Origin of the sequence: Paraburkholderia sp. FT54, assembly GCF_031585635.1 — a bacterium.
In the GTDB taxonomy this organism is placed as follows: domain Bacteria; phylum Pseudomonadota; class Gammaproteobacteria; order Burkholderiales; family Burkholderiaceae; genus Paraburkholderia.
In genome coordinates this window covers 2,794,568-2,811,641 of record NZ_CP134196.1, presented here as the reverse complement: position 1 = coordinate 2,811,641, position 17,074 = coordinate 2,794,568, and the positions used below count along the sequence as shown (strand labels likewise).

General features: G+C 62.3%; 16 protein-coding genes. 15 read left to right on the top strand and 1 reads right to left on the bottom strand.

The window, feature by feature from the left end; all coding sequences use genetic code 11:
• Positions 1–147 precede the first annotated feature (147 nt).
• On the bottom strand, positions 148–1,131 hold the full coding sequence (locus RI103_RS32215) for a malate dehydrogenase (protein WP_154557955.1): 984 nt from the start codon (positions 1,129–1,131) through the stop codon (positions 148–150).
• A gap of 493 nt (positions 1,132–1,624) precedes the next feature.
• Here RI103_RS32215 and RI103_RS32210 point away from each other — a divergent pair, with 493 nt between their 5' ends.
• The 15 genes from RI103_RS32210 (at position 1,625) to RI103_RS32140 (ending at position 17,066) form a co-directional block, all read left to right on the top strand.
• A complete protein-coding gene (locus RI103_RS32210) occupies positions 1,625–2,425 on the top strand; it encodes a GntR family transcriptional regulator (RefSeq protein ID WP_310816774.1) in 801 nt (266 codons plus the stop codon).
• 157 nt (positions 2,426–2,582) lie between these two features.
• Positions 2,583–2,999: a succinate dehydrogenase, cytochrome b556 subunit gene (gene sdhC / locus RI103_RS32205; RefSeq protein ID WP_116146977.1), complete on the top strand. Its 417-nt coding sequence runs from the start codon at positions 2,583–2,585 to the stop codon at positions 2,997–2,999.
• A 3-nt stretch (positions 3,000–3,002) separates the two neighbouring features.
• Positions 3,003–3,371 carry a succinate dehydrogenase, hydrophobic membrane anchor protein gene (sdhD, locus tag RI103_RS32200; RefSeq protein WP_310816773.1) on the top strand — a complete coding sequence of 123 codons (369 nt, stop codon included), beginning with the start codon at positions 3,003–3,005 and terminating at the stop codon, positions 3,369–3,371.
• 4 nt (positions 3,372–3,375) lie between these two features.
• The gene (gene sdhA / locus RI103_RS32195; protein ID WP_310816771.1) at positions 3,376–5,151 is read left to right on the top strand and encodes a succinate dehydrogenase flavoprotein subunit; all 1,776 of its coding nucleotides are present in this window, start codon (positions 3,376–3,378) and stop codon (positions 5,149–5,151) included.
• A gap of 24 nt (positions 5,152–5,175) precedes the next feature.
• Positions 5,176–5,880 (top strand): succinate dehydrogenase iron-sulfur subunit, encoded by a 705-nt coding sequence (locus RI103_RS32190; RefSeq protein ID WP_012428644.1) that lies wholly within the window; start codon positions 5,176–5,178, stop codon positions 5,878–5,880.
• A 1-nt stretch (position 5,881) separates the two neighbouring features.
• The gene (locus RI103_RS32185; RefSeq protein WP_310816768.1) at positions 5,882–6,154 is read left to right on the top strand and encodes a succinate dehydrogenase assembly factor 2; all 273 of its coding nucleotides are present in this window, start codon (positions 5,882–5,884) and stop codon (positions 6,152–6,154) included.
• 90 nt (positions 6,155–6,244) lie between these two features.
• A complete protein-coding gene (gene gltA / locus RI103_RS32180) occupies positions 6,245–7,546 on the top strand; it encodes a citrate synthase (protein WP_310816767.1) in 1,302 nt (433 codons plus the stop codon).
• A 328-nt stretch (positions 7,547–7,874) separates the two neighbouring features.
• Positions 7,875–9,284, top strand: a complete 1,410-nt coding sequence (gene leuC / locus RI103_RS32175) for a 3-isopropylmalate dehydratase large subunit (protein ID WP_310816765.1) — start codon at positions 7,875–7,877, stop codon at positions 9,282–9,284.
• Between the two features lie 6 nt (positions 9,285–9,290).
• Positions 9,291–9,449 carry an entericidin A/B family lipoprotein gene (locus tag RI103_RS32170; RefSeq protein ID WP_012428640.1) on the top strand — a complete coding sequence of 53 codons (159 nt, stop codon included), beginning with the start codon at positions 9,291–9,293 and terminating at the stop codon, positions 9,447–9,449.
• Positions 9,450–9,534: 85 nt separating this feature from the next.
• The gene (gene leuD, locus RI103_RS32165) at positions 9,535–10,188 is read left to right on the top strand and encodes a 3-isopropylmalate dehydratase small subunit (protein ID WP_310816764.1); all 654 of its coding nucleotides are present in this window, start codon (positions 9,535–9,537) and stop codon (positions 10,186–10,188) included.
• A 72-nt stretch (positions 10,189–10,260) separates the two neighbouring features.
• Positions 10,261–11,328: a 3-isopropylmalate dehydrogenase gene (gene leuB, locus RI103_RS32160; protein WP_310816762.1), complete on the top strand. Its 1,068-nt coding sequence runs from the start codon at positions 10,261–10,263 to the stop codon at positions 11,326–11,328.
• A 360-nt stretch (positions 11,329–11,688) separates the two neighbouring features.
• Positions 11,689–12,810: an aspartate-semialdehyde dehydrogenase gene (gene asd / locus RI103_RS32155; protein WP_027805102.1), complete on the top strand. Its 1,122-nt coding sequence runs from the start codon at positions 11,689–11,691 to the stop codon at positions 12,808–12,810.
• Between the two features lie 139 nt (positions 12,811–12,949).
• Entirely contained in the window at positions 12,950–15,547 is a 2,598-nt protein-coding gene (locus RI103_RS32150; protein WP_310816760.1) for a FimV/HubP family polar landmark protein, read from the top strand.
• A complete protein-coding gene (gene truA, locus RI103_RS32145; protein WP_310816758.1) occupies positions 15,544–16,356 on the top strand; it encodes a tRNA pseudouridine(38-40) synthase TruA in 813 nt (270 codons plus the stop codon). The genes RI103_RS32150 and truA overlap by 4 nt, the downstream gene beginning before the upstream one ends.
• Entirely contained in the window at positions 16,353–17,066 is a 714-nt protein-coding gene (locus tag RI103_RS32140) for a phosphoribosylanthranilate isomerase (protein WP_310816757.1), read from the top strand. The genes truA and RI103_RS32140 overlap by 4 nt, the downstream gene beginning before the upstream one ends.
• The last annotated feature ends 8 nt before the right edge of the window (positions 17,067–17,074 follow it).

Genomic DNA, 17,074 nt, shown 5'->3' with positions numbered 1-17,074 from the left:
ATGCGAATGGCTGCATTCGCACGTAAAAAAACCGGAACCCGCGGTGGTGGCGCCGGTGAGCGCCCACCCACTTGTCGCATCGCGCCAGGCTCCCTCGCGGGCGGCCTGGCGTTCTTTCATGAGTTCCGGTTCGTCTGCATCAGGCGCTTAGCCCAGCAGATGTTGAACGCCTTCGCGCTCTTCCAGCAATTCGTTCAGCGTGCCGTCCATCTTTTCGCGCGAGAACGCGTCGATTGCCAGACCTTCGACGCGCTTGTACTCGCCGTTTTCGCACGTGACCGGCACACCGTAGATGATGTCTTCTGGAATGCCGTACGAACCGTCCGACGGGATACCCATGGTGACCCACTTGCCGTTCGTGCCGAGCACCCAGTCACGCACGTGATCGATTGCCGCGTTAGCCGCCGACGCCGCCGACGACAGGCCGCGCGCTTCGATGATCGCCGCGCCGCGCTTGCCGACGGTCGGGATGAACGTGTTGCGGTTCCATTCTTCGTCGTTGATCAGCTTGGTCAGGTCCTGACCTTCTGCCGTTGCAACGCGGAAATCCGGGTACATGGTCGGCGAGTGATTGCCCCACACCGCCAGCTTTTCGATCGACGCGACCGGCTTGCCCGACTTGGCCGCCAGTTGCGACAGCGCGCGGTTGTGGTCCAGACGCAGCATGGCGGTGAAGTTCTTCTTCGGCAGATCCGGCGCCGACTTCATGGCGATGTAGGCGTTCGTGTTGGCCGGGTTGCCGACCACCAGCACCTTCACGTCGCGGCTCGCGACTTCGTTCAGCGCCTTGCCCTGAACCGTGAAGATTTCGGCGTTGGCCGACAGCAGGTCCTTACGCTCCATGCCTTTCGAACGCGGACGCGCGCCGACCAGCAGGGCCACGTCTGCATCTTTGAATGCAACCTTGGGGTCGTCGGTGATCACGACGCCCGACAGTAGCGGGAATGCGCAATCATCCAGTTCCATCACGACGCCTTTGACGGCGCCTTGCGCTTGCGGCAGGTCGAGCAATTGCAGGACCACCGGCTGATCCTTGCCGAGCAGATCGCCATTGGCGATGCGGAACAGCAGGGAGTAAGCGATTTGACCTGCGGCGCCGGTGACGGCAACGCGCTTTGCGGGCTTAGCCATTGAGAAATCTCCAGGACGATGCGTTAGACGCTACGGAAAACGCCATTCTATATGCGCGTTCAGCGAAGCGTTGTGAAACACGGCGGAATTCACTGTCGCGGACTGCCTCGCGATCTGACGAGGCCGAGCGGCGCGTTGCGGCAAGACCGCCATGCCGGAAATCTGTACTGCCGCACGGGAGCGGAATACGAGGCGCCGGGTAGCCGCTGCACGGTGCGGGCTCCTGCAAACAGCGCGTTTCGGCAAGCGTCTGACCAACGAATGGCGGCGAATCGAAACCTGAACTGCGTGGGAACGGCATGGTGCAGAGTGGCTGCCGGCGCGTCGCGGCACTGCATCAAACAGCCGCCGAAAAAACCCGCAAACCCTTGCTCGACAAGGAGTGTAGGAGTCGTCAGACACAAAGTCAACATTATCTTATGTCTTATATAAGACATATCTATTGCGGGGAAAACCCTAGACGCGGCCTAGCCCTTTATGATGAAATGCGCGGATGAATTCGAACCCGGCGAACACCACGAATCCGAGCGGCCAAGGCGCCGCGGGCGAGGGTGTACCCGCTGCCGCCCCAGCCACGTCGCCTACGTTCAGCCCCTTGTATCAGCAGATCAAGGGGCTGATAACGCAGAGCCTGGAAAGCGGCGAATGGAAGCCGGGGGAGATCATACCTAGTGAAGTCGAATTGGCGGCCAGATACAAGGTCAGTCAGGGAACGGTGCGTAAAGCGATCGACGAACTCGCCGCCGACAACCTGCTGGTGCGCCGCCAGGGCAAGGGTACGTTTGTTGCGACGCACAACGAAGACCGCGCCCAGTTTCGCTTCCTCAGATTACTGGCCGACGACGGCGCGGAACACCCGCACGTCAGCCGCCTGCTTGAATGCCGGCGGTTGCGCGCGTCGGCGGACATCGCCCGGCAACTCGATCTGAAGCCGGCCGATCCGGTCGTGTTGATCAAGCGCTTGCTGCAGTTCGACGGCGAAGTCACCGTGCTCGATGAAATCTGGTTGCCCGGCGCCGTGTTTCGCGGCCTCACGCTCGAGCGGCTGTCGGAGTATAAAGGTCCCCTCTACGCGATGTTCGAGACGGAGTTCGGTACCCGCATGATCCGCGCAACGGAGAAGATCCGCGCGGTGGCGGCCGAGCCTTCCGTGGCCGATCTGCTGCATGTGCCCGCGGGGTTTCCGCTGCTATCGGTCGAGCGCGTGTCCTATACATATGGAGACCGGCCTGTTGAAGTGCGCCGTGGTTGGTATGTCACAACCGGGTATTACTATCAGAACGATCTAAGCTGAATCGGGCTGAATAAAGGTGCTGCGTCCCACACGCGCGCCTGTTTGAAGGCGCCTTTATCGCGCGCGCTGTAACGGACCTGACGTGGTTTTCGCTGCAGCGCGATATAAAAAGGCGCTAAAATCGCGGATTAGTGTGACTACATAGTAGGGGTCTAGCATGGCTGAAGCCGTAAAAAAACCGAGGCCGGAATTCCGGAACATCGGTATCGGGCAGATATTGACGGCATACCGTCTCCCGCTAGCGGGGCGAGTGTCGATCTTGCACCGCTTGAGCGGTGGTCTGCTTTTTGTTTTTCTTCCGTTCCTGCTGTACCTCTTCGATCAGAGTCTGACATCGGAACTTAGTTTCGAAGTCTTCAAAGGTTTCCTCTCCAACATCATCGTCAAGCTCATCACGCTCGTTCTCGCGTGGGCCTTCCTGTTTCACTTCTGCGCCGGCGTCCGTCACTTGCTGATGGACACGAACCACAACGCGGTCACGAAGGAAAAAGGCAAGTCGACCTCCATCGTCGTTCTCGTCGTGTCGTCGCTGCTCACCATCGCATTCGCGGCAAAACTGTTCGGAGCATTCTAAAAAATGTCAGCTAATAACCGAATCGGTTCGAAGCGTCTCGTTGTCGGCGCGCATTACGGTCTGCGCGATTGGCTGGCCCAGCGCATTACCGCCGCCATCATGGCGATCTACACGGTGATCCTGCTCGTGTGGTTCTTCGGCGCGCGTGATTTCTCATACGACGGCTGGGCGTCGATCTTCGCCACGCAATGGATGAAGCTCGCCACGTTTGTCACGCTGCTGTCGCTGTTCTATCACGCGTGGGTTGGTATCCGCGACATCTGGATGGACTATGTGAAGCCCGTTGGCGTGCGCCTGTTGCTTCAGGCGCTGACGATCGTCTGGCTGCTCGCATGTGCGGGCTACGCTGCGCAGATTCTCTGGAGAGTGTAAAAGAATGGCTGCAATCAAGAATTCTCTGCCGCGTCGCAAGTTTGACGTGGTTATCGTCGGCGCAGGCGGCTCGGGGATGCGCGCTTCGCTGCAACTCGCGCGCGCCGGTCTGTCGGTCTGCGTGCTGTCCAAGGTGTTCCCGACGCGTTCGCACACGGTCGCTGCTCAAGGCGGCATCGGCGCATCGCTCGGCAACATGAGCGAGGACAACTGGCATTACCACTTCTACGACACGATCAAGGGTTCCGACTGGCTCGGCGACCAGGACGCAATCGAGTTCATGTGCCGCGAAGCACCGAACGCCGTCTACGAACTCGAACACTTCGGCATGCCGTTCGACCGTAACGCAGACGGCACGATCTACCAGCGCCCGTTCGGCGGCCACACCGCGAACTACGGCGAAAAGCCGGTGCAACGCGCTTGCGCGGCGGCTGACCGTACCGGTCACGCGCTGCTGCACACGCTGTATCAGCAAAACGTGGAAGCCAAGACGCAATTCTTCGTCGAATGGATGGCGCTGGACCTGATCCGCGACTCCGAAGGCGACGTGCTCGGCGTGACCGCGCTGGAAATGGAAACCGGCGACGTCTACATTCTCGAAGGCAAGACCACGCTGTTCGCCACGGGCGGCGCGGGCCGGATCTTCGCGGCATCGACCAACGCGTTCATCAACACCGGCGACGGTCTGGGCATGGCGGCGCGTTCGGGCATCGCGCTGCAAGACATGGAATTCTGGCAATTCCACCCGACCGGCGTGGCCGGCGCGGGCGTGCTGATTACCGAAGGCGTGCGCGGCGAAGGCGGCATTCTGCGTAACTCGAACGGCGAGCGTTTCATGGAACGCTACGCGCCTACCTTGAAGGATCTGGCACCGCGCGACTTCGTTTCGCGTTCGATGGACCAGGAAATCAAGGAAGGCCGTGGCGTGGGTCCGAACAAGGATCACGTGCTGCTCGACCTGTCGCACATCGGCGCCGAGACGATCATGAAGCGTCTGCCGTCCATCCGCGAAATCGCGCTGAAGTTCGCGAACGTCGATTGCATTAAAGAACCGATTCCGGTCGTGCCGACCATCCACTATCAGATGGGCGGTATTCCGACGAACATCCACGGCCAGGTCGTGGGCACGTCGAAGGGTCATGAAGAGCCGGTCAACGGTTTCTACGCAGTGGGCGAATGCTCGTGCGTGTCGGTGCATGGTGCGAACCGTCTCGGTACGAACTCGCTGCTCGACCTGGTGGTGTTCGGCCGCGCGGCCGGCAACCACATCGTCAAGCACGTGAAGGAAATCAAGGAGCACAAGCCGCTGCCGGCCGACGCCGCCGATTTCGCGCTGTCGCGTCTGGCGAAGCTCGACAGCTCGTCTTCGGGCGAGTACGCGCAATCGGTCGCGAACGACATCCGCGGCACGATGCAGAAGCACGCCGGCGTGTTCCGTACCTCGGCGCTGCTGGCTGAGGGCGTTGAGCGCATCCGCGAAGTGGCTGACCGCGTCGACAGCATCCACCTGAAGGACAAGTCGAAGGTGTTCAACACGGCGCGCATCGAAGCGCTGGAAGTGGCGAACCTGATCGAAGTGGCACGCGCCACGATGGTTTCCGCCGAAGCGCGTAAGGAAAGCCGTGGCGCGCACGCGCAGAACGACTTCGAACATCGCGACGACGAAAACTGGCTGCGCCATACGCTGTGGTTCAGCGAAGGCGATCGCCTCGACTACAAGCCGGTTCACATGCAACCGCTGACGGTCGAATCGGTTCCGCCGAAAGCGCGGACCTTCTAAGGCACAAGTCAAAGGAATTCAGAAATGGCAAAGCGTACATTTGAAATTTATCGCTACGACCCGGACAAGGACGCAGCGCCGCGCATGCAAACGTACGAGATCGAGATCGACTCGCACGAACGCATGCTGCTCGACGCACTGCTGAAGTTGAAGGCAGTTGACGAGACGCTGTCGTTCCGCCGTTCGTGCCGCGAAGGCGTGTGCGGTTCGGACGCCATGAACATCAACGGCAAGAACGGTCTGGCCTGCCTGCAGAACATGAACGATCTGCCGCAAAAGATCGTGCTGCGTCCGCTGCCAGGACTGCCGGTCATTCGCGACCTGATCGTCGACATGACGCAGTTCTTCAACCAGTATCATTCGATCAAGCCGTACCTGATCAACGACACGCCGCCGCCGGAAAAGGAACGCCTGCAGTCGCCGGAAGAACGCGACGAGCTCGACGGCCTGTACGAATGTATTCTGTGCGCGAGCTGCTCGACTTCATGCCCGAGCTTCTGGTGGAATCCGGACAAGTTCGTCGGCCCGGCCGGCCTGTTGCAAGCCTACCGCTTCATCGCGGATAGCCGCGACGAAGCGACGGGCGAACGCCTCGACAATCTGGAAGATCCGTACCGTCTGTTCCGTTGCCATACCATCATGAATTGCGTCGACGTTTGCCCGAAGGGCCTGAACCCGACCAAGGCAATTGGCAAGATCAAGGAATTGATGGTTCGCCGCGCGGTCTGAGATGGAATCAACATCGCATCAGTCCGACCCTCTCCGCCGCGCGCGCCTTCGCTGGCGTGCGCGGCGGGGCCTGCTGGAAAACGATCTGATCTTTGAGCGTTTTTTCGGCCGATATGAGCATGACCTCAGCGATGCCGACGTGGGTGCACTCACGCGCCTGCTCGAGCTGAGCGATAACGACCTGATGGACTTGCTGCTCGCGCGCAAGGAACCGGAGGGCGACCTTGCCGACCCGGATGTGATCCGGGTGCTGGAGCTGCTGCGGAACGCCTGACCGGCATGACCGGCTTGAGCGCAGCTTGTCCGTTGTTCCAGGCGTGCAATTATCGAAACCCTGTTTCCATACTTCGATTGAGGATGTGCTATGACCCCGTCAGATGTTAAAGCCACGCTATCGTTCAGCGACAATTCGCCGAGCGTTGAAATGCCGATTTACAAGGGCACTCTCGGCCCGGACGTGATCGACATCCGCAAACTGTACGGCCAGACCGGCAAGTTCACGTACGACCCGGGCTTCATGTCGACGGCGGCTTGCAATTCGGCGATCACCTACATCGACGGCGACAAGGGCGAACTGCTGTACCGCGGTTATCCGATCGACAACCTCGCGCAGAACGCCGACTTCCTCGAAACCTGCTATTTGCTGCTGAAGGGCGAACTGCCGAACGCACAGCAGGACGCCGAATTCGTGAAGACGGTCACGAACCACACGATGGTGCATGAGCAAATGCACTTCTTCTTCCGTGGTTTCCGTCGCGACGCGCACCCGATGGCGATTCTGGTCGCCGCGGTCGGCGCGCTGTCCGCGTTCTATCACGACTCGCTCGACATCAACAATCCGCGTCACCGTGAAGTGTCGGCCATTCGCATGATCGCGAAGCTGCCCACGCTGGTCGCCATGGCGTACAAGTACAGCATCGGTCAGCCGTTTGCGTACCCGAAGAACGACCTGTCGTACAGCGCGAACTTCATGCACATGATGTTCTCGAACCCGTGCGAAGAGTACAAGGTCAACGACGTGCTGGTGCGCGCACTGGACCGTATCCTGATCCTGCACGCGGACCACGAGCAGAATGCATCGACTTCCACCGTGCGTCTCGCCGGTTCGTCGGGTGCGAATCCGTTCGCGTGTATCGCAGCGGGTATCGCGTGTCTGTGGGGCCCGGCGCACGGTGGTGCAAACGAAGCCGCGCTGAACATGCTGGAAGAAATCGGCTCGGTCGACAACATTCCTGAGTTCATCAAGCAGGTGAAGGACAAGAACTCGGGCGTGAAGCTGATGGGCTTCGGTCACCGCGTCTACAAGAACTACGATCCGCGTGCGAAGCTGATGCGCGAAACCTGCCACGAAGTGCTGGAAGAGCTGGGCCTGCACGACGACCCGCTGTTCAAGCTGGCCATGGCACTCGAAAAGATCGCGTTGGAAGACGAATACTTCGTGTCGCGCAAGCTGTACCCGAACGTCGACTTCTACTCTGGCATCGTGCAGCGCGCGCTGGGCATCCCGACCTCGATGTTCACGTGTATCTTCGCGATGGCACGTACGGTCGGCTGGATTGCGCAGTGGAACGAAATGATCGCCGATCCGGAGCAGAAGATTGGCCGTCCGCGTCAGCTGTTCATCGGCGACACGCAACGTGAAGCCAAGCCGATCGCGCAACGGTGATCGGATTTGCGTCCGCATAGTTCGCAGGCATTGATTCAGCTGCGAGCTAGCGTGGAATTTGAATGGCAATAATGCCCCGGCGGGTTCTCCTGTTGGGGCATTTTGTTTTTGCCTTCGGTTTCGTGCCTTGCGTACGGAATCGCGCGGCGGTGCAGCAAGCAGCAGGCCGCGTGCGCGCTTGCCGGGTAACGCCAATACAGGTATCGCCACTACCACCCAACTCCCTGTTTTTTATCGGTTTTTTCTCTGATTGAGCGGCCCAGGCGGGCCACTGCGTGGCATAATCGACCGACACGGTCAGCCCGCAGTCACTACTACCCCGCATACCATGGCACAGACTCTCTACGACAAATTGTGGAACACACACGTGGTCCACACGGAAGAAGACGGCACGACGATTCTCTATATCGACCGTCACCTGCTGCACGAAGTCACCAGCCCTCAGGCGTTCGAAGGCCTGAAGCTGGGTGAGCGTCCGGTGTGGCGTATCAGCGCGAACCTGGCGGTCTCGGACCACAACGTGCCGACCACAGACCGCAGCCACGGCATCGCCGATCCGGTGTCCAAGCTGCAAGTCGACACACTCGATTCGAACTGCGACGCCTACGGCATCACGCAGTTCAAGATGAACGATCTGCGTCAGGGCATCGTGCACATCATCGGGCCGGAGCAGGGCGCTACGCTGCCGGGCATGACGATCGTCTGCGGCGACTCGCACACCTCCACGCACGGCGCGTTCGGCGCGCTGGCGCATGGCATCGGCACGTCGGAAGTCGAACACGTGCTGGCCACGCAAACGCTCTTGCAGAAGAAGAGCAAGAACATGCTGGTGAAGGTGGAAGGCGCGCTGCCGCGCGGCTGCACCGCGAAAGACATCGTGCTCGCCATCATCGGCAAGATCGGCACGGCGGGCGGCACCGGCTATGCGATCGAGTTCGGCGGTTCGACGATTCGCTCGCTGTCCATGGAAGGCCGCATGACGGTCTGCAACATGGCGATTGAAGCAGGCGCGCGTGCCGGCATGGTCGCGGTCGACGACACCACCGTCGAATACCTGAAAGGCCGCCCGTTCTCGCCGGAAGGCGTGGAGTGGGATCACGCGGTCGAATACTGGAAGCAGTTCAAGTCGGACGACGGCGCGCACTTCGATCGCGTGGTCGAATTGAACGCCGCCGAGATCGTGCCGCAAGTCACGTGGGGCACGTCGCCGGAAATGGTCACGGCCGTGAACGGCCGCGTGCCGGATCCGGATCGCGAGAAAGACCCGGTCAAGCGCGACGCCATGGAACGCGCGCTGAAATACATGGCGCTCGAACCGAATGCGCCGATCGAGTCGATCAAGCCGGATAAAATCTTCATCGGGTCGTGCACCAACGCGCGCATTGAAGACATTCGCGCCGCGGCTTACGTCGTCAAGAAGCTGGGCCGCCGCGTGGCGCCGAACATCCGCCTGGCCATGGTGGTGCCGGGTTCGGGCCTCGTGAAGGCACAGGCGGAACGTGAGGGCCTCGACAAGGTCTTTACCGACGCGGGCTTCGAATGGCGTGAGCCGGGTTGCTCGATGTGTCTGGCCATGAATGCCGACCGGCTGGATCCGGGCGAGCGTTGTGCGTCCACATCGAATCGTAATTTCGAAGGTCGTCAGGGCGCCGGTGGCCGTACCCACCTCGTGAGCCCCGCGATGGCTGCGGCTGCGGCCATCGAAGGGCATTTCGTCGATATTCGCAAGCTTGGATGAACACGCATGATGAAGAACATCAATCGCACCACTCTATTGCGCCGCTTTGCGCTCGGCACCCTGGCTGGGCTGTTGCTCGGTCTGGCCGGTTGCAACACGGTGCACGGATTCGGCGAGGACATGTCGCACCTCGGCAATTCGATCAGCAACCACGCTGATAAATAAGCGGTTTTTGATTTTGCCGGCCATGCGCCGGGCGGCTTTCTAGCCGCCGCGCGCATCGTCCGGTCTTGAAACAGGTGCAAGCGTCATGGATAAATTCATCGTACACACCGGCGTCGTGGCGCCGCTCGATCGCGAGAACGTCGACACGGACGCGATCATTCCGAAGCAATTCCTGAAGTCGATCAAGCGCACGGGTTTCGGTCCGAACGCGTTCGACGAATGGCGATACCTCGACCACGGCGAGCCGGGTCAGGACAATTCGAAGCGTCCGCTGAATCCGGATTTCGTGCTGAACCAGCCGCGTTATCAGGGCGCTTCGGTGCTGCTCGCACGCAAGAACTTCGGCTGCGGCAGCTCGCGTGAGCACGCGCCGTGGGCGTTGGAGCAATACGGCTTTCGCGCGCTGATCGCGCCGAGTTTCGCCGACATTTTCTATAACAACTGCTTCAAGAACGGCGTGTTGCCGATTGTGCTGACCGAACAGCAAGTCGATCACCTGTTCAATGAGACGTATGCGTTCAACGGCTTCAAGCTGACGGTCGATCTCGAGGCGCAAGTCGTGCGCACGTCGGACGGCGGCACCGAATATCCGTTCGAAGTCGCGGCGTTCCGCAAGTACTGCCTGCTGAACGGTTTCGACGACATCGGCCTCACGTTGCGTCACGCGGACAAGATTCGCCAGTTCGAAGCGGAACGCATGACGAAGCAGCCTTGGCTGAATCACCGCATCGTCGGCTAATGGCGTGAGGGCCGAATGAGGCCCGCTCGCTGATTCAAGAAAAAGTCTCGAAGCAAACATCAAGGAATGCGCATGAAGATCGCAGTGTTGCCGGGCGACGGCATCGGTCCCGAAATCGTCAAGGAAGCCGTCAAGGTCCTGAACGTACTCGGCGAAAAGTTCGAACTCGAAGAGGCGCCGGTTGGCGGCGCGGGCTACGAAGCGAAGGGCCACCCGCTGCCCGATTCGACACTGGCGCTGGCGAAAGAAGCCGACGCGATCCTGTTCGGCGCCGTCGGCGACTGGAAGTACGACTCGCTCGAACGCGCGCTGCGTCCGGAGCAGGCCATTCTGGGTCTGCGCAAGCATCTGCAATTGTTCGCGAACTTCCGTCCGGCGATCTGCTATCCGCAACTCACCGGCGCGTCGTCGTTGAAGGAAGAGATCGTTTCGGGTCTCGACATCCTGATCGTGCGCGAACTGAACGGCGATATCTATTTCGGCGCGCCGCGCGGCGTGCGTTCGTCGCCGGACGGGCTGTTCGAAGGCGCGAAGGAAGGCTTCGACACGATGCGTTATTCCGAGCCCGAAGTGCGCCGCATTGCGCACGTCGCGTTTCAGGCGGCGCAAAAGCGCCAGAAGAAGCTGACGAGCGTGGACAAGGCGAACGTACTAGAGACTTCGCAGTTCTGGCGCGACGTGATGATCGACGTCGCGAAGGAATACGCGGACGTCGAGTTGTCGCACATGTACGTCGACAACGCCGCGATGCAACTCGTGAAGGCGCCGAAGGCATTCGACGTGGTCGTCACCGGCAACATGTTCGGCGACATTCTGTCCGACGAAGCCGCCATGCTGACGGGTTCGATCGGCATGCTGCCGTCGGCCTCGCTCGACAAGAACAACAAGGGCTTGTACGAGCCATCGCACGGTTCGGCACCGGACATCGCGGGCAAGGGCGTGGCCAATCCGCTCGCCACCATTCTGTCGGCGGTCATGATGCTGCGCTATTCGCTGAACAAGGCGGAGCAGGCGGATCGCATCGAAAGCGCCGTGAAAAAGGTGCTCGAACAAGGCTATCGCACCGGCGACATTCTCACGCCGGGTTGCAAGCAGGTCGGCACCGTTGCCATGGGCGACGCGGTCGTCGCAGCGCTGTAAAGCAGACGCACGTTTAAGCGGCAGTCAGGTCGTCAAACGGCCTTTAAAACGCGAATCGGCCTTGAAACAGGCCGATTCGCGCGCAATACGGACGGCAGCGGCAGACATTGACGTCGCCGGATTCCGGTTTTCGTGTATATTGTAGCGATGGCGCACACAGCTCAAATCTCCTCGATTTCGACACTGCACGGCAAAACGGCCCGTGCGGTTGAGCTCGCCATTACCGCCAAAGCTTCCATTAAAACGATTACCCCGAAAACGATCACGAAACGCTGATCGTCCGTCGTGCCCGCTCATCTTCCCCGCGCGGTCACTGCGGGCAAAGATGCGGGGAAGTTTCCACTCGAAGGGTATGAAGTCATGAACGTAGGTCTCGTAGGTTGGCGCGGCATGGTCGGCAGCGTCCTGATGCAACGCATGCAGCAGGAAGGCGATTTCGATCTTATCGAACCGGTGTTTTTCAGCACCAGCAACGCGGGCGGCAACGCGCCGTCGTTCGCCAAAAACGAGACCAAACTCAAAGATGCGACAAGCATCGAAGACCTGAAGAAGTGCGAAGCGATCATCTCCTGCCAGGGCGGCGATTACACCAATGAAGTGTTCCCCAAGCTGCGTGCAGCGGGCTGGAACGGCTACTGGATCGACGCGGCTTCGTCGCTGCGCATGAAGGACGACGCGGTCATCATCCTCGATCCGGTCAACCTCGACGTGATCAAGAACGCGCTGGTCAAGGGCCAGAAAAACTTCATCGGCGGCAATTGCACGGTCAGCCTGATGCTGATGGCGCTCGGCGGCCTGTTCCGCGAAAACCTCGTCGACTGGATGACGGCCATGACGTATCAGGCCGCTTCGGGCGCGGGCGCGCAAAACATGCGCGAGCTGCTGCAGCAAATGGGCACGCTGTACGGTGCGGCCAAAGAAGACCTGGCTGATCCGTCGTCGGCGATTCTCGACATCGACCGCCGCGTGCTCTCTGCGATGAACAGCGACCGCATGCCGACCGACAACTTCGGCGTGCCGCTCGCCGGTTCGCTGATTCCGTGGATCGACAAGGATCTCGGCAACGGCATGTCGAAGGAAGAGTGGAAGGGCGGCGCGGAAACCAACAAGATCCTCGGCAAGCCGGCCATGGGCACGCCGGGTTCGATTCCGGTCGACGGCCTGTGCGTGCGCATCGGCGCAATGCGCTGCCACTCGCAGGCACTGACCATCAAACTGAACAAGGACGTGCCGCTGGACGAGGTGAACAGCATCCTCGCGTCGGGCAACGACTGGGTCAAGGTCGTGCCGAACGAGCGTGAAGCGTCGATGCGCGATCTGTCGCCGGCGGTCGTGACGGGCACGCTGACGGTGCCGGTCGGCCGCGTGCGCAAGCTGGCCATGGGCGGCGAATATCTGTCGGCTTTCACGGTCGGCGATCAGCTGTTGTGGGGCGCTGCGGAGCCGCTTCGTCGCATGCTTCGCATTGTGCTCGACAAGTAAAGTAAACTACGCGCTCACGACGCGTAGAAAACTCAAGAAGCGTCGCGCTTGCGCGGCGCTTTTTTCATTGTGTGCTCCGATTATCTTGTCTCTTTCCAACCGTAAAAAAGGGCTGCGCGCTGACGCGCCAGGAGTCCCGATGAACCTTCGACTCTCATCCCTTCGGGCTATGTTCAATCATCGAAAGGCGGGCCGATCGGCGGCTGCCGCCGCTTTGGCGCTTGCGCTGGCGGCCATTGGCGCGGGTGGCGCGGTCGCCGCGCCGGCCGATGCGCCGAACGCCGCCTCGGTTTCGTACGCGAACGGCGGTCAAGTTGCCGTGCGGCCTGGACAGTCACTGAACGACGTGGCGATCGCCGTCACGCAGTCGCACGACAAGGCGACGCTCGTGCGCGCCTCGCGCGCGCTGTTCGATGCCAACCCGAACGCCTTCATGAACCATGATCCGAGCCGGTTGCGGCTGGGTGCTGTGTTGACGGTGCCGGTGCTGGATGCGTCGGGCGCGCTGGCTGCGTCGGCGGCGGGTGTTGTGCCGGCTGCTTCCGCGGTGGCGCCGGCGTCTGCGTCGACTGGGGCGCCGAATGCGGCGCCGGCGGACACGGCGAGCGGCGTCGCCCAGGTCAATGCGGCGGCGGCAAGCGCCGCGAGCGCTGCGGCGCACGCGGCGACGCCGGCCGCCCCCGCTGTTTCGGCGACCGCGAGTGCGGCTGCCGAGGCAAGCTCAACGACGCCGGGCGGCGCGGCTCCATCAGCGCCGGTTGCGGGATCGCAGGCGGCGGCGTTGCCGGCCAGCGACTCCCATGAGTGGGCCGGTTCGATTCAACCCTCGGCTAGCGAGGCAGCCGAAGCCGCATCGGCGTCGGGTGTAGGAACAACTCCGGCGACGACCGCGGCGCAGTCGGCATCGCAACCGCGTGCGCAGGTTTCGAGCTTGCAGCAATTGCTCGCGCTGAAAAATCGCGTGCTGATGGAGTTGCAGAAGCACGGCATCGGCGGGACGCCGCCTGCTACGGGCACTGCGTCGACCAATATCGCGCAGCCGCCGGCCGGGGCGTCCTCGGCGGCGGCCGTGCCGGGTCACGGCGCGACGCCGGTGGCTTTGACATCGAATGATGCCGGCATGTCGCAGACGGAATTGAGCGTGGCGGCGGCAGTCGGCGCGGCGCTGGTTGTGCTGCTTGCGGCGCTGCGTATGGGCCGGCGTAAGCGCGAGCGTCTGGCGGCGGAAGCCGCGTCAGCGGATGGCAACGCGGCAGTGTCCGCGCAGGCAACGGGCTCGCGAGACGTCGTTTCGACGCGCGAGCAGGTTCTTCCTGTGCGCGGAGCGTCGTCGGGCCCGGACGACAATGCGGCCGTGGGAGATGCGGCGGCACTGGCGGCTGCGGAGCGTGAAGCTGCGGAAGGCGACGCGGCGGCGCGTGAAATGGCGGAACGCGTGGCGGCGGAGCGTGACGCGGAGATTCCGCAGGCGGCTGCGCGGGAGGCGGCGGAGCAAGCGGCGGCCGAAAAGGCAGCGGCAGAGCGTGCGGCGGCAGAACAGGCAGCAGTGGAACGCGCAGCGACGGAACGTGCGGCAGCGGAGCAAGCACAGGCAGAACGCGCAGCAACGGAACAATCCGCGTCCGGCCACGCAACCTTCACCTCCCCCGATCTCGACGCGCGCCAGCACGCCTGGCAGGAGCGCGACACAACGCCCGAACCTCTTCCAGTGCCCCACCACGACGACCTCGACAGCGCGACCACGGCCGCGAGCCTTGCCGCCGCCGCGGAACTCGGCGCCGAGGCCTTGCCGCTGGCGCCGCTCGAACCCGTCGACGAAGCCTCCCTGCAAGACGAAGCCTCCCTGCAAGACGAAGCCTCCCTGCAAGACGAACCCTCCCTGCAAGACGAACCCTCCCTGCAAGACGAACCCGCCCATCGTTTGCACTGGGACGACGTGCCGCCCGCATCGCAGGAACCGTCGATCGAACCGCAGCATCATCTGGACGCGCCGCCGACGGTCGATTTTGCGCAGCACCATGTCGAGCCGCATGCATCGTTGGCGATCGGTCAGCCGTACGGCGACGCATCGGCGCCAGCCATCCCGTTGGCCGATGAGGCGCAGCAAGCGCACAGCCAACCATCGCACGAGCCGCATCAACTGACCCAGACGACATCGTCCGATGCCGCGCCGATCGTCGAGCCTTCACCGTCAGCACAATCCCAGTCCGCCCTGCCGACCGAGTTCCCGCGTGACGCCATCGATGCGTTCGGCAGTCTCGATATGCCGCTACCACCACGCGTCGAGTCGTCCGCGGACAGCGCGCAAGCGCCCGCCTCACTGTCGACCCAGCCGACCGTATCGCCAGAAACCACCGCGCCACAAGCCGTACCGTTGCACCACCCGGACGACGAGCCGCACATCGCCGACGAAATCGCCGCGGGCACCGCGGGCCACGCGGCCGTCGCGGGTCTGGGTGTGGGTTTAGGCGCGGGCCTGGGTGCTTCCGGCTTCGGTGCGTTGAAGCTCGATTTCGACCTCGAGTTGCCGCCGAGCCCCGCCCAGCCGTTGCCAGCGTTCACGCAGGCCGATCTCCGCCGCATCGCCCGCAACAAGCTGGAACTGGCCGCCGAGTACATCGAACTCGGCGATCTGTCCGGCGCACGCTCGCTCATCAACGAAGTGATCGAGACGAACGACCCGGCTACGCGCACCGAGGCCCGCGCGTTGCTCTCGACGCTCGCCCCGTTGTCGTGAAGCGGATTGCTCTAGGCGTCCAGTACGACGGTGCGGCATTCTGCGGCTGGCAGTCGCAACCGCACCGCAACACCGTGCAGGACGAGCTCGAACGGGCGCTGCGCGAGTTCGCGCGGACGCCGGTGCAAACCGTCGTCGCGGGCCGCACGGATACGGGCGTGCACGGACTCGGCCAGGTCGTGCACTTCGACACAGAACTCGATCGCACGGACGTTTCCTGGATTCGCGGCACCAATTCGTTCCTGCCGAAGACGATCTCGGTGCAGTGGGCCAAGCCGATGCCCGACGAATTCCACGCGCGTTTCTCGGCGTTCGAGCGGACTTACTACTACGTGCTGTACGTCCATCCGGTGCGCTCGCCGATGCTGGCGGCGCGAGCCGGCTGGGTTCATGCGGCGCTCGACGTGGACGCGATGCGGGAGGCCACCGCTCATCTGATCGGCGAGCACGATTTTTCCGCGTTCCGTTCGTCGCAGTGTCAGTCGAAAACGCCGATCAAGCATCTGTACCAGATCGACGTGCGGCAGCAGGGTGACTTCGTCCATTTCCGTTTTCGGGCTAACGCGTTTCTGCACCACATGGTGCGCAACCTGATGGGCTGTCTCGTCTACATCGGCCGTGGCCGTCGCCCGGTCGAATGGATGGCCGAGGTGCTCGCGAGCCGCGATCGCGATTTCGCTGCGCCGACCTTCATGCCGGACGGCTTGTATCTGGCGCAGGTGGGCTATCCTGAGCAATTCGCCGTGCCCGCGCCGCAGACGGGCAGCGTGCCTTGGAGTACTGTATGGACCGAGCAGGCGCAAACATGAAAGCAACCGAAACCCTCGCGAACGAAACCCAAGCCGGCGCACGGCAGCAGGCCACGCCGCATCGCACCCGCATCAAACTGTGCGGCTTGTCGAAGCCGCAAGACGTGTTCCACGCGATCGATCTCGGCGCCGACGCGATCGGCCTCGTCTTCTACCCGCCGAGCCCGCGTTCGGTCAGCGTCGCGCAGGCGGTCGAGCTGGTGCACGACGTGCCGCCATTCGTATCCGTGGTCGGCTTGTTCGTCAACGCTACGCCGGACTGGATCCGCGAGGTCGCGAGCAACGTCGGCCTCGCGCTATTGCAGTTTCACGGCGATGAGACTCCGGAGCAGTGCGAATCGCTCGCCGGCTTTGCGGGTTTGCCTTGGTTGCGCGCGTTGCGCGTTGCGGCCGATACTCAGCCCGCCGATTTGGTAAAATCGGCGCTTAGCTATTCAGCAGCCAGCGGCCTTCTGTTCGACACCCATGTCGAAGGATACGGCGGCGGCGGGAAGGTCTTCGATTGGTCACTTATTCCAGCAGAGCTCGCGCGTCGGGCCGTTTTGAGTGGTGGGTTGAACGCGCAAAACGTCAGTGATGCGATCCATCGCGTGCGCCCGTACGCGGTCGATGTCTCAAGCGGCATCGAAACGCCGGGCGCCAAGGGCGTGAAAGATCACGCCCGGATGGCGGCGTTCGTGCGCGCGGTGCGCGCAGCGGACGCCGAATGATTCCGGCG

Excerpts from the sequence above, each read along its gene's own strand:
- RI103_RS32215 (WP_154557955.1), bottom strand. The coding sequence starts at position 1,131 with ATGGCTAAGCCCGCAAAGCGCGTTGCCGTCACCGGCGCCGCAGGTCAA.
- gltA (WP_310816767.1), top strand. The coding sequence starts at position 6,245 with ATGACCCCGTCAGATGTTAAAGCCACGCTATCGTTCAGCGACAATTCG.
- RI103_RS32170 (WP_012428640.1), top strand. The coding sequence starts at position 9,291 with ATGATGAAGAACATCAATCGCACCACTCTATTGCGCCGCTTTGCGCTC.
- leuC (WP_310816765.1), top strand. The coding sequence starts at position 7,875 with ATGGCACAGACTCTCTACGACAAATTGTGGAACACACACGTGGTCCAC.
- sdhA (WP_310816771.1), top strand. The coding sequence starts at position 3,376 with ATGGCTGCAATCAAGAATTCTCTGCCGCGTCGCAAGTTTGACGTGGTT.
- leuB (WP_310816762.1), top strand. The coding sequence starts at position 10,261 with ATGAAGATCGCAGTGTTGCCGGGCGACGGCATCGGTCCCGAAATCGTC.
- RI103_RS32185 (WP_310816768.1), top strand. The coding sequence starts at position 5,882 with ATGGAATCAACATCGCATCAGTCCGACCCTCTCCGCCGCGCGCGCCTT.
- leuD (WP_310816764.1), top strand. The coding sequence starts at position 9,535 with ATGGATAAATTCATCGTACACACCGGCGTCGTGGCGCCGCTCGATCGC.
- sdhC (WP_116146977.1), top strand. The coding sequence starts at position 2,583 with ATGGCTGAAGCCGTAAAAAAACCGAGGCCGGAATTCCGGAACATCGGT.
- asd (WP_027805102.1), top strand. The coding sequence starts at position 11,689 with ATGAACGTAGGTCTCGTAGGTTGGCGCGGCATGGTCGGCAGCGTCCTG.
- RI103_RS32140 (WP_310816757.1), top strand. The coding sequence starts at position 16,353 with ATGAAAGCAACCGAAACCCTCGCGAACGAAACCCAAGCCGGCGCACGG.
- RI103_RS32150 (WP_310816760.1), top strand. The coding sequence starts at position 12,950 with ATGAACCTTCGACTCTCATCCCTTCGGGCTATGTTCAATCATCGAAAG.
- RI103_RS32190 (WP_012428644.1), top strand. The coding sequence starts at position 5,176 with ATGGCAAAGCGTACATTTGAAATTTATCGCTACGACCCGGACAAGGAC.
- RI103_RS32210 (WP_310816774.1), top strand. The coding sequence starts at position 1,625 with ATGAATTCGAACCCGGCGAACACCACGAATCCGAGCGGCCAAGGCGCC.
- sdhD (WP_310816773.1), top strand. The coding sequence starts at position 3,003 with ATGTCAGCTAATAACCGAATCGGTTCGAAGCGTCTCGTTGTCGGCGCG.